The sequence below is a fragment of the Agromyces albus genome, assembly GCF_004134825.1.
Classification (GTDB): Bacteria; Actinomycetota; Actinomycetes; order Actinomycetales; family Microbacteriaceae; genus Agromyces; species Agromyces albus.
In genome coordinates this window covers 23551-35664 of sequence record NZ_SDPN01000041.1, presented here as the reverse complement: position 1 = coordinate 35664, position 12114 = coordinate 23551, and the positions used below count along the sequence as shown (strand labels likewise).

At 70.3% G+C, this 12114-nt stretch carries 10 protein-coding genes; 3 read left to right on the top strand and 7 right to left on the bottom strand.

Annotated features, from left to right (window positions below):
- Positions 1-1251: dihydroxyacetone kinase family protein (locus tag ESP51_RS16720; RefSeq protein ID WP_164990571.1), on the bottom strand; the 1251-nt coding region annotated here is incomplete at its 3' end.
- Complete coding sequence (locus ESP51_RS16715; RefSeq protein ID WP_422386860.1) at positions 1248-2666, bottom strand: MFS transporter; 1419 nt, start codon at positions 2664-2666, stop codon at positions 1248-1250. The genes ESP51_RS16720 and ESP51_RS16715, both read right to left, overlap by 4 nt.
- Positions 2667-2814: 148 nt before the next feature.
- On the opposite strand from ESP51_RS16715, the gene ESP51_RS16710 reads away from it, so the two are divergent.
- Positions 2815-3573, top strand: coding sequence for a FadR/GntR family transcriptional regulator (locus ESP51_RS16710; protein ID WP_129522027.1), 759 nt, complete (start codon positions 2815-2817; stop codon positions 3571-3573).
- Positions 3574-3689: 116 nt separating this feature from the next.
- Here the strand turns inward: ESP51_RS16710 and ESP51_RS16705 are convergent, their stop codons facing one another.
- From ESP51_RS16705 to ESP51_RS16685, 5 genes are all read right to left on the bottom strand, one after another.
- Complete coding sequence (locus ESP51_RS16705) at positions 3690-4130, bottom strand: hypothetical protein (protein WP_129522026.1); 441 nt, start codon at positions 4128-4130, stop codon at positions 3690-3692.
- Between the two features lie 83 nt (positions 4131-4213).
- Positions 4214-6046 carry a D-apionate lactonase family protein gene (locus ESP51_RS16700; RefSeq protein WP_129522025.1) on the bottom strand — a complete coding sequence of 611 codons (1833 nt, stop codon included), beginning with the start codon at positions 6044-6046 and terminating at the stop codon, positions 4214-4216.
- Positions 6043-6849, bottom strand: coding sequence for an SDR family NAD(P)-dependent oxidoreductase (locus ESP51_RS16695; RefSeq protein ID WP_129522024.1), 807 nt, complete (start codon positions 6847-6849; stop codon positions 6043-6045). The genes ESP51_RS16700 and ESP51_RS16695 overlap by 4 nt, the downstream gene beginning before the upstream one ends.
- A 78-nt stretch (positions 6850-6927) precedes the next feature.
- Complete coding sequence (locus tag ESP51_RS16690) at positions 6928-7935, bottom strand: LacI family DNA-binding transcriptional regulator (RefSeq protein ID WP_206737338.1); 1008 nt, start codon at positions 7933-7935, stop codon at positions 6928-6930.
- 112 nt (positions 7936-8047) lie between these two features.
- On the bottom strand, positions 8048-10648 hold the full coding sequence (locus ESP51_RS16685; RefSeq protein ID WP_129522023.1) for a glycoside hydrolase family 78 protein: 2601 nt from the start codon (positions 10646-10648) through the stop codon (positions 8048-8050).
- Positions 10649-10800: 152 nt separating this feature from the next.
- Between ESP51_RS16685 and ESP51_RS16680 the strand changes: the two genes are divergently transcribed.
- Entirely contained in the window at positions 10801-11256 is a 456-nt protein-coding gene (locus tag ESP51_RS16680; protein WP_129522022.1) for a cupin domain-containing protein, read from the top strand.
- A complete protein-coding gene (locus ESP51_RS16675; RefSeq protein ID WP_129522021.1) occupies positions 11256-12113 on the top strand; it encodes an NAD-dependent epimerase/dehydratase family protein in 858 nt (285 codons plus the stop codon). Before ESP51_RS16680 ends, ESP51_RS16675 begins: the two co-directional genes overlap by 1 nt.
- The last annotated feature ends 1 nt before the right edge of the window (position 12114 follow it).

Below are 12114 nucleotides of genomic sequence, written 5' to 3'. Positions count from 1 at the left end.
GGTGTCGCGCGCCGCCGCGAGTGCCGCGTGCGCGCCGCGCTGCATCCCGATGCCGTGGTCGCCGTCGCCCGCGATGGCGTCGAGGTGTCCGAGCTCGTCGACGTTCGCGTCGACGACGGTGGCGATCGCCGCGATGGCCTCGACGGCGGTCGCGGCCGCCCGGCGCGACTCAGCGGATCCCTCGGGAATCGCGTCGGCCGCGGCATCCGTCGCCTCGGTGATCTCGTCGAGCTCTGCCGCGACGACCGAGCCCTTGCGATAGGCGGGGGTGTCGACCGGGGCGTTCCAGAGCCGCTCGAGCTCGTCGTCGAGCCAGAAGAGGGTGAGGGAGGTGCCCGCCATGTCGAAGCTCGTGCAGTACTCGCCGACGTGCGGGTCGACGATCTCGAGGCCAGCCTCTTCGAGGAGCCCGGCGATGCGGCGGTAGACGACGAACATCTCCTCGTACTTGAGCGCGCCGAGCCCGTTGAGGATCGGCACGACGCGCGCACCCCGCGCTCCGTCGACGCCGTCGGGGAGCTCGGCGAGGAGGCTGCCGACGAGCAGTTCGGCGAGTCCGTCGGCCGTCGGCACGTCGGTCTCGTCGATGCCCGGCTCGCCGTGGATGCCGAGGCCGACGGCCATGCGCCCCTCGGGCACCGTGAACAACGGGGCATCCGCGCCCGGAAGGGTGCAGCCCGTGAACGCGACGCCGAACGAGCGAGTGCGCTCGTTCGCATGGCGCGCCACCCGCACGACCTCGTCGAGCTCGTAGCCGGCCTCGGCCGCAGCGGCGGCGGCCTTGAACACCGTGAGGTCGCCGGCGATGCCACGTCGACGGTGCTTCTCGACGGCAGGCGCGCTCGAGATGTCGTCGGTCACGGTCACCGTCTCGCACGGGATGCCCGCCGACCGCAGCTCCTCTTGCGCGGCGTCGAAGTTCAGCACGTCGCCGGCGTAGTTGCCGTAGGTGAGCAGCACGCCGCCGCCGTTCTGGGCCGCGGTCGCGACCGACCGCACTTGCCCCGTCGCCGGCGACGCGAAGAGGTTGCCCATCGCGGCACCGTGCGCGAGCCCCTGGCCGACGAGTCCGCCGAAGGCCGGGTAGTGCCCGGAGCCGCCGCCGATCACGACCGCGACCTGGCCCTCGGGCGATCGGGTCGACCGCACGACGCCCCCGGGCACCTGGCGCACGTAGCGGCGGTTCGCGGCGACGAAGCCCTCGATCATCTCGTCGGCGAAGTCCTCGGGCCGGTTGTGCAGGCGAGTCATCGGCGCACCCCCGTGACCTCGTCGTCGGGTGCTGCGGCATCCGATGCGATGACGGATGCCGCGGCATCCGGCCCATGACCGCGTGCCACCTTCACCCGGCCGCTGCGGGCGAGCCCGACCATGAGCAGGGCCGACACGAGCATGAATCCGCCGACGAGGACCATCGGCACCTCGTACCCGCCGGTCCAGTCGTGCACCACGCCCGTGATGTACGGGGCGCTGAATCCCGCGAGGTTGCCGACGGTGTTGATGAGTGCGACTCCGGCTGCAGCGGCGGCCCCCGTGAGGAACTGCGTCGGCAGGGTCCAGAAGTTCGGGAGTGCGGCGAAGATCGCCATCGCCGTGATCGAGATGACCGCGATGGTGGCGGCCGGCGACCCGGCGAACAGCGCGAGCGGGATGCTGACGGCGCCGGCGATCGCAGGCCCGGCGATGTGCCACGTGCGGAGGCCTCGGCGGGCGGCGTCTCGCGACCACAGCCACAGGGCGATCGCGGCGGGAACGTACGGGATCGCGGTGATCAGCCCCTTCTGGAGCACGTCGAACTCAACGCCCGACTGCGCCTGGAAGCCCTCGATGATCGTCGGGAGGAAGAACGCGAGCGCGTAGAGGCCGTAGATGAATCCGAAGTAGATGAGTGAGAGCATCCACACCCGGCCGCTCTTGAAGGCGTGCTTGATCGAGACGTGGTGCTGCGACTTCTCGGTTGCGGCCTTCTCGGAGGCGAGCGCACCGGTGAGCCAGGTCTGCTCCGCCGGGGTCAGCCACTTCGCGTCGGCCGGCCGGTCTTTCAGGTAGAACCATGCGACGACGCCCACGACGATCGCGGGAATCGCGACGCCGAGGAACATGAACCGCCAGCCCTCGAGACCGAGGAACACGCCGTGCTGCTGGATGAGCACGCCCGCGAGGGGTGCGCCGATCACGGTCGTGAGCGGCTGCGCCAGGTAGAAGAGCGCGAGGATCTTGCCGCGGTGCGCGGCCGGCACCCAGAGGCTCAGGAAGAGGATCGCACCGGGGAAGAAGCCCGCCTCGGCGACGCCGAGCAGGAACCGCAGCACGGCGAGCTGCTCGAAGTTGCCGACCCACGTGAACAGGGCGGCGACGATGCCCCAGCTCACCATGATGCGCGCGAGCCACTTGCGGGCCCCGAAGCGGTGCAGGGCGAGGTTCGAGGGCACCTCGAGCAGGATGTAGCCGATGAAGAAGACCCCCGAGGCGAAGCCGAATTGCGCCGCCGAGAGGGCGAGATCCTCGTTCATGCCGTTGGGGGCGGCGAATCCGATCGCGGTGCGATCGAGGTAGTTGATGAAGAACATCAGCGCCACGAAGGGAACGAGGCGCACCGCGACCTTTCGGATCGCGGATCGTTCGACGTCACTGACGACGGCTGGTTGCGCTGTGGTGGTGTCCACACTGACTCCTGTCTGTCCGACTCTGGCCCGGGCCCGACGATCGCCCCTTGCTACGTCGGGCCCGGGTCACCATATTGGCAAACCGGTTGACCAATTGCAAGCCGTGAGTCCTCATTCGACTGCCTCTGCGGTTGGTAGGTTTAGGCGTATGCCCGCATTCCGCGACGACAGCTCGGCCGAGATCGCCGCCGCCCTCGGCGCGCTCCCGTCGGGCTCCGCGGTCTCGGTGGTCGCCACGCAGCTCCTCGATCTCTTCACGAGCGGCTCGATCCCACCGGGCACCAGGTTGCCGCCCGAACGCCAGCTCGCGGCGCGCCTCGAAGTGGGTCGCTCAGCCGTGCGAGAGGCGCTCGCGGCGCTCGAGATCCTCGGCATCGTCGACGTGCGACCCGGATCGGGCACCTACCTCCGCGGCACGGTGAGCGAGCTCCTCCCCCAGAGCCTCAGCTGGGGCGTGCTCATCGGCCAGCGCAGCACGACCGAGCTGCTAGAGCTGCGCTCGGGCCTCGAGATCTACGTCGCCCGCCTCGCCGCCGACCGGCTCACCGACGAGCAGCTCGCCGCCCTCGCGCGGCACCTCGACCGCATGCGCGCCTCGGTCGACGACGACCTGAAGTCCTTCGTGAAGGCCGATCTCGCTTTCCACCACGAACTCGCGACGAGCGCCGACAACTCAGTGCTCCTCGACCTGCTGCAGATCGTGCGCTCGCTCCTGCGCGTCTGGGTCGATCGCGCCGTGCAAGACGAAGCCAAAGCCCGCACCGCGCTTGAAGAGCACGAAGCGGTCTATCGCGCCCTCGCCGCGCGCGACGGTGACTCCGCCGCCTCGGCGATGGCGGCGCACATGGCGACGGCGTCAGCGCGACTCGCGGCCGCGCAGGAGAGCGACGCCGCGGGAACCGGCTGAGTCGATCAGGTTCGCGACAGTCGCCGCACGATCTTGAGACTTGACCGCCGATTCGGCCGCGTCGCGACCACTTTTCGACCCGCGTTCAGGATCGGTCGCTTCTGACTGGTTGAGCGTCAGCTCGCGACGGCAGCGGGTCCCGCACGCCTCTGTTGACGGAGAGCGGCGCGGTACGTGAGGGCAGCAGCAATAGCACCTAGCGAGGCGTACACGGCAGCGTGCCAGAGATAGCCAGGCGCGGCAAAGAGCATGACTAGGGCGACTTGGATTGCCATAGCGGTGCCGGCGAACACGGCACCGACCACCAGCAACCGAAGTTGTGCGGCGCCTCTGCCCACGAAGAAGGCTGGCACGGAACTGACTGCACCGTAGATCGCGGTGAGAGCCGCGCCAATCAGTGCGACGTGAATAGCAAAGAAGAAATCCTGGATGATCACCATCCAGGCGATGGAGATTCCGGCACCGAGGAGCGCTCCCCAGGCCGCGTTCTTCACGACAAACCAGCCAACGGATCCAGGCTCGACGGACTCCTTCGGCGGACGCAGCGATTCAGTCACGCGTTCATTGTCCCCGTTGCGTCCCCCTGCTCGGCGCGCCCTAGCAGAGCTGTTCAGAATCGATCGACGCGTCGACCCCGGCGTCATCCCTGCGAGTCGAGCACCGCGACCTCGTAGGGCGCCACGATGAGATGGCGTTCGCGTCCGCCGTGCGGGATGAGGAGCGCAACGGGCTCGTCGGCGAGGCTCGCCACGAGCACGCGCCATGAGCCGTCGGGCCTCGCCCCGCCGACGATCCAGATGCCGTCGGGCGTCTCGCCCCGCGGCGTGAGCAACCTCGTGCCGGCGATCGAGGCGATCTCCTCGATCGCGCGGGCCACTGGGAACGGGCCGGCGGCATCGCGGATGCCTCGTGGCCCGACCGTCTCGAAGTAGTCGACGCTCGCGACCGAGCCGGTGCCGGTGGCAGTTCCTGCGCCCGCGCCGGCGACGGCGCCCTTGCAGATCGCCGCGAAGCTCGCGACCGTCCAGGCCTCGAGCGCGACCGACGCCTGGCGAGGATCGGTCGCCCCCTCGACGAGCTCGGCGCCATACCCCTCGGCGAGCGCCGCCGTCGCGATCCGTGCTCCACCTCCGCTCGTCGCCACCGCGTTGAAGCGAGATCGCAACGTCATCGGCCCCACATGCACCGGTCGCCCGTCGGCGATCCGCACCGCATCCCGCACGACGGTCGCCTGCATCGCGATCGACTCGACGAGCTGGGCGCGCTCGGTCGCGTGCATCTGCGGCGTCATCGCGAACGTGATGCCCTGAAGATCTGCCGGCAGCTCGTGGTGCTGTCGATTGAGCTCGGTGAAGTGCGATCGAGCGCCACCGATGAGCTCGGCTTCGGGCAGGCTCGTGCGCGCGGCATCCGTGAGCGCTTCCCACAGCTCGGGCTCGGTGACGTGCCCGCGGCCGCCGAAGACGCCGATGCGGGAGACGGCACCGGATGCCGCAGCAGCGGCGACCGCTTCATGCACGGCGGCCGGGTCGTCGGCCGTGATGCGCACGTCGAGCGGCAGCCCGCCCGCCTCCACGGCAGCGCGATCGAGCGCGGCGCGCCACGACGAAGACCGCGTGTCGAGTTCGACGAGGAGCCCAGTAACGCCGGCGGGAACGCCGTCGGCCGAGAACGCGGCGTCGGGCACGGTCGAGGCGCCGAGGGTCAGGGCGGGGACGTGGTGATCGGTCTCGTCGAACTCGATGACGCGATCGGCGCCTGCCGCGGCATCCGTCACCCGGCGCGGTTCGACCCGCGTGGACTCGAACTCGACGGACTGCTCGATCACAGCGCCCGCCGGGATCGCGACGGGGAACGGGCGCGCGAGGGGCGTGCTGTACGTCTTGTACGAGGCGTCGGTCCAGTTGCGCTGGTCCTCCATCTCGAACACGTCGCCCGCGAAGGTCGCCGTCGTCGCGACGCCGTCGTGAGTCCACGCGAGCGAGCGGATGTCCATGGCCGGCTGGTGCGGCGAGACCTCCACGGGAAAAGCGGTGTCACGGATGCCGCCGCTCGCCGTGCCGATCGTCAGCTCCGCGCCCGCCACGACGGGCGGATGGAGCACGATGAGGCCGAACCGGTTGCTCAGGAACTCGACGCGAGACCTCGCCACGAGCCGCACCGCGAAACGGGCGTCGTCGGCGCGAACCTCGATCGCAGCCGCGATATCGGCTCCCAAGCCACGCAGCGCGACCTTGAGATCGAGGCCGTCGCCACGCTCGTCCACCGCCTCGACAGTCGCCGGCACGGTGGCCCAGTCCCGATCACGCGCGACGGCGCGCACACTGCGCACGACGGGTGAGCCGTCGAAGGTCAGGTCGGCGAGTTCGTCGCCGCGGAGTTCGAACCGCCACGGGCCGACGGTGAACGCCACGGGCTCGGGTTCGTGGTCACCCCAGGCCCTCTCGCGTGCGGCCCAGCTCTCGCGGGTCACAGGCTCGACATCCCGCCGTCGACCGCGAACGCGGCGCCTGTCGCGAACGCGCTCTCGTCGCTCGCGAGGTAGACCATGATGCCCTCGACATCGGCCGCGGAGCCCGCGCGGCCCATCGGGATGCGACTGACGATCGCCGTGCGCGCTTCGTCATCGCCGGTGAGCGTGGAGACGAGCGGCGTCTCGGTGTACGCGGGGATGACGGTGTTGACGCGGATGCCGTCGCGCGCGTACGCCGACGCGACGGTGCGGCCGAGCCCGTGGATGCCGGCCTTCGAGGTGCTGTACGCGGTGAAGACGTCGCCCTCGCCGCGCACCCCGGTGGGGCTGCCGGTGAGGATGATCGAGCCGCCGCCGGTGTTGCCGCCACCGTCGCCGCCGTCGCCGCGCGCGAGCATGGCCCGCACCGCGTGCTTCACGGTGAGGAAGGTTCCCGTGAGGTTGATATCGATCGTGCGGCGCCAGACCTCGAGGTCGAGGTCGCCGGCTTTGGCATCGTGGCCGAACAGCTGCACGCCGGCGTTCGCGACGACGACGTTCGGGCTCCAGCCGTCGGCGGCGAGCAATGCCATCGCCGCCTCGACGGATGCCTCGTCGGAGATGTCCATGACGACGGCCCGGGCGGCCCCGGCTCCGTCGCCCGCGTCGCCGAGCCCGGCCACGACCGTGGCGAGCGCCGCCTCATCGCGATCGGCGAACACGACACGCGCGCCCTCGCCCAGGAATCGCAGCGCGACCTGCCGCCCGATTCCCGAGGCGGCGCCCGTGACGAGTGCGGTCTTTCCGGTCAGGCGGTCGGTCATATCGGGCCCCTTCAGCGAATCATCCGTGATAACCGGTTCACCGGTTCATCGGTCACGTTACCGTCTCGGCGACAGTCCTCAGGCGCGCGTCGACTCGCGAACCACGAGCTCGGGCTGGAACGTCACCTGCTCCGGGGTGAACTCGCTGCCTGCGGCCGCCTCCTTCAGCAGGAGGTCGACGGCCGTGTAGCCGATGAGCGAGGCCGGCTGCCGAATCGACGAGAGCGGCACGACCGCAGCCGAGGCGAAGTCGATGTCGTCGTAGCCGATGAGCGCGATGTCGCCCGGCACCTCCACGGTGCCGAGCATCTTGAGCGCCTGGAGCACGCCCATGGCGAGCAGGTCGTTCGCCGCGAAGATCGCGTCGGGACGCTCGGAGACGGGCCGCTCGCGGATCTGCTCCCCCGCCGCGCGCCCCTGCAGCACGGTGAGCGACTCGGTCTCGATGACCTCGAGCGTCATCCCGGGGGTCGCCTCGACGGCACGACGCGCACCTTCGAGCCGGTCGACCACCTGCCGGATGCTCGACGGGCCGCCGACGAACGCGACACGACGTCGCCCGATGTCGGCGAGGTGGCGCACCGCGAGCTCGCCGCCGACGACGTCGTCGACCGCGACCGACGAGTAGCTGCGGTCGGCGGATTCGCGGTCGACCAGCACGACCGGGGTGCCGCGCTTCCGCAACCGCTCGAGCCGCGGCAGGTCGTCGGTGAGCGGTGAGATGAGCACGCCGTGCACGCGCTGCTGCTCGAAGAGGTCGAGGTAGGCGCCCTCGCGATCGGGGTTCTCGTCGCTGTTGCCGAGCAGGAGCGTCATGCCGTCTTCAGCCGCGCGATCCTCGGCGCCCCGGGCGACATCCGTGAAGAACGGGTTGCGCACGTCGAGCACGATGAGGCCGATCGAGCTGCTGCGCCCGGCCCGCAACTGGCGAGCGGCGTCGTTGCGCACGAAGCCGAGCTCCGCGATCGCAGCACGCACGCGCTCGACGGTGTCGGGCGAGACCTTCTCGGGCCGGTTCAGCACATTCGAGACCGTGCCCACGGAGACGGATGCCGCAGCAGCGACATCCCGCACGCTGACTACCACTCCGCCTCCTTCGCCGGGCCATCTCCCACCGATGCCGATCGCGTTCGGCCTCGCCGAAACGATTCAGTCGCTGCCGTCGAGAGTACTGCCCCGATGTGCCCGGCGCGACTTCTCAGGGCACCGACACGGCGGCGAATTCCGCGACGTGCCGGTGCATGCCGGGCCCGAGCTCTCGCTCCGTCTCGCCGGCGAGGTCGAGCACGGCCGTCGTGCCCAGCGGCACGGTCACTTCGACCTCGAGGCGATCGGCCTCGATCCGCCAGGAGATCGCGGCTCGACCGTACGGCGTCTCGTGCTCCGCCTTGGCCCACGTGAGTCCGCCGCCGGGGCGCGGAGCGAACCGGATGCGCCGGTAGCCCGGCGCGTCAGGGGCGATGCCGGCGACGGTGCGGTGCATCCAGTCGGCGACCGCGCCGAGTGCGTAGTGGTTGAACGAGGTCATCGTGCCCGAGTGCACCGTGCCGTCGGGAAGCATGCTGTCCCAGCGCTCCCAGATCGTCGTCGCGCCGTGCGCCACGGCATAGAGCCACGACGGACAACTCCGCTCCATGAGCAGGTCGTAGGCGACATCGGTGTGCCCGGTGATCGAGAGCGCGTCGGCCACGAGCGGGGTGCCGACGAAGCCGGTCGAGATGCGATTGCCCGACTCGGCGACGAGCTCGGCGAGCCGCTCCCCCGCGGGCTCTCGCAGCGATTCGGGCAGGAGGTCGAACGCCAGCGCGAGCGCGTACGCCGTCTGGGCATCGCTCGTCATGATGCCGTCGTCGCCGACGTAGGCCGAGACGAACGCCGTGCGAACCTCGTCGGCCAACCGGGCGTACGCCCTCGCGTCGCCGGCATGACCGAGCACGTGCGCCATCCGGGCGACGAACCGAGCGGATGCCGCGAAATAGGCCGTCGCCACGAGGTAGCGGTCGGTCTTGCCGTCGGCCGGGTCCTGCGGAGGAGCGTCGGGGTCGAGCCAGTCGCCGAGCTGGAAGCCGTGGTTCCACAGCCGGTCGGGTCCGGCCAGTCGCGCCTGCAGGTCGACCCATCGTCGTGCGCTGTCGTACTGCGCGCGAAGGATCCCCACATCGCCGAACCGCTCGAAGAGCGTCCACGGCGTGAACGTCGCCACGTCTCCCCAGGCCGCACCCGGGCGGATCGGCGTCCACATGTGGTGCGCGGGGATGACCGGCACGTACCACGGGATCGTGCCGTCGGGGAGCTGCTCGACCGCGACATCCGTCAGCCAGCCGGCGAGCATGCCGCTCACGTCGTAGAGGAACGACGCCGTCGGGGCGAACACCTGCAGGTCGCCGGTCCAGCCGACCCGCTCATCGCGCTGCGGGCAATCGGAGGGGATGTCGACGAAGTTGCCGCGCATGCTCCAGACGACGTTCTCGTGCAACCGGTCGAGCTCGGGATCGGAGCTCGCGAACCATCCCGTGCGCTCGAGGTCGGTGTGGTAGACCACGGCCACGAGATCACCGCGCGCTGCAGCGGCGTCGAGATCGCCAGGCCAGCCCTCGACCTCGGCGTACCGGAACCCGTGGAAGGTGAACCGCGGCTCCCACTCCTCGACCGGTCGGCCGGCGAGCACGTAGTGGTCGGTCGACTTCGCCTCGCGCAGTGGGCGGGTGTAGAGCTCGCCGTGCTGCAACACCTCAGCGGTGCGGATCGTCACGCGATCGCCGGCCTCGCCCGAGACGCGGATGCGCACCCGGCCCACGAGGTTCTGGCCGAAGTCGATGATCCGCCGCCCGGTCGGCGACGTGAGCACCGCCACCGGGGAGATCACCTCGGTGCAGCGCACGGGCGGGCCCTGCGGCGCGACGAGCGTGGCTCGGTCTCGCTTCCGTGTCGCCACTGCGGACCACGCGGCGTCGTCGAACCCGGGAGACGACCAGCCGGGCTGCTCGTGCCGGGCGTCGTACTCCTCGCCGTCGTAGTTGCCGGCTCGCAGGATCGGCCCGACGCTCGCGCGCCACGCGGCATCCGTCGCGATGACCTCACGACGACCGTCGGCGTACGTGAGCTCGAGCTGCGCAATGAACGACTGGTCGAACCCGAAGATGTTCCGGAAGCCGCCGCGCCATCCGAGTCGCCCCCGGTACCAGCCGTCGCCGAGCCACGCGCCGATCGCGTTGCGCTGGGCCGGGGCGAGCAGGTCGGTCACGTCGTAGGTGTAGTACCGGAGTCGGCGCGGATACACAGTCCAGCCGGGCGAGAGCGCGTCATCGCCGACCCTTCGCCCGTTGATCTCGGCCTCGTAGAGCCCGTGCGCGGTCGCGTACAGCCGAGCGGAGACGAGGCCGTCGCCGACCTCGAACTCGCGGCGCACGAGCGCGGCCCGTCGGTCGTCGGAGTCGGGGTCTTCGGGCCAGGCGCCGCCGACAGGCACCGCGACCCAGTCGTCGGGCTCGAGCAGGCCCGCCTCGAGATCGCTCGGGTCACTCCAGGCGCTCCAGTTCGCGCCGTCATCGCGCAAGCGCACCCGCACGATCGCGTGCTCTCGCGAGCGGAGCGGCTCGTCGGGCCAGTCGACGAGCACCTGCTCATCGGTCTCGATGACCCAACGGCGCACGCCGTCGCGGCGCACGATCTCGATCTCGGCAGCGGCCTGGCGCCAGCCCGGCTCGCCCGACACCTTCCACGACAATCGCGGAGTCGGTTCCCCGATGCCGATGGGCGAGCGATGATGCTCGATCGTCGGCGGTGCCGGAGTAGCCATCATTGGAGTACCTCGTCACTCGATCCTGACACGTTTCAAACGGATGCTACATGAATGCACCACTGCTGGGGCAAAACTTGTTGAGACGTTTCAAGATGCAGTAGCATCGACACGGCCGGCATGCAGGCGCCGGTCGCCGCGAGGGAGAATCGATGCCGATCTACGCACCGGGTCGCTGGCTCAGCCCTGAGACCCGACCTGAGGGGTGCTCGATCGCCGGCGCGGGCCGATTCGCGTTCCGCGTCGGCGACCGCTTCGATCGGCACCATCACGAGGGCGACGAGGTCTGGTTCGTGGCCGGAGGCCGCGCGCGGATGCTCCTCGAGGGCGATGCGCGCGAGGTGGGCGCGGGCGACATCGTGCTCGTGCCCGCGGGCACGAGCCACGACATCCTCGCCGTCGACGGCACGTTCTCGGGCTTCTTCCTCGAGCAGGAGGCGCCCGGTCGAGCTACCGGGCACCTTCATCGCGATGAGGTCGATGCGGCGGGGCATGAGGTGGTTGCGCTCGTGGCGGAGGTGGCGGGCGATCGGCAGACTGGTGGTTTCGATGCGCGTCGGGCTGCGCCCGGCGCTCCTCAACCACCGGCCACGGGATCGGACGACTGATGCGGATCGCAATCACCGGGAGCAACGGGAAGCTCGGCCGCGCCGTGGTGGAGCGGCTGACCCGCGACGGGCACGAGGTGGTCGGCTTCGACCGCAGTGGCCCGGCCGGATCCGGCTTCACTCTCGTCGATCTCCTCGACTACGGGCAGACGCTCGACGCGATGCTCGGGGTGACGGCGCGACACGACGGCGTCGACGCCCTCGTGCACCTCGCGGCGATCCCGGTGAACGGGCTCGTTCCCGACGCGACGACGTTCCACAACAACCTCACGGTCAGCTTCAACGTCATGTTCGCCGCGCTGCGTGCCGGCGTCCGCACGATCGTCGCGGCATCGAGCATCACGGCGATGGGCTTCCCCTTCGACGAGCCGCCGCCGTACCTCCCGGTCGACGAGGGCTTCACCGCCGCCAACAACACGTACGGCCTTGCCAAGGTGCTCGAAGAGGCGATGTTCGCCCAGCTCGTGCGCTGGCAGGAGTCGACCTCGATCACCGCGCTGCGATTCACGAACGTCGTCGGCGAAGACGAGTACGACTCGTTCGCCCTCGCAGGCGATCCGTCGTACCGGCGCGACCTGCTCGGCTCCTATCTCGACGTGCGCGATGGCGCCGAGCTCGTCGCGCTCGCGCTCACGCACGCCCGGCCCGGGCTCGAGACCTACGTCGCCGCGGCACCCGACAGCGGGCTCGAGATCCCCTCTCGCGAGCTTGCGGCGACGTGGTGCCCGGGCGTCGAGCTGCGCCGTCCCCTCGGGGAGCACGAGTCCCTCGTCTCGAGCGAGAAGGCCCGTCGCGAGCTCGGGTTCGAGGCGCGGCATCTGTGGAGGCACGAGTATCGGGGAAGTCGATCCGAATGAG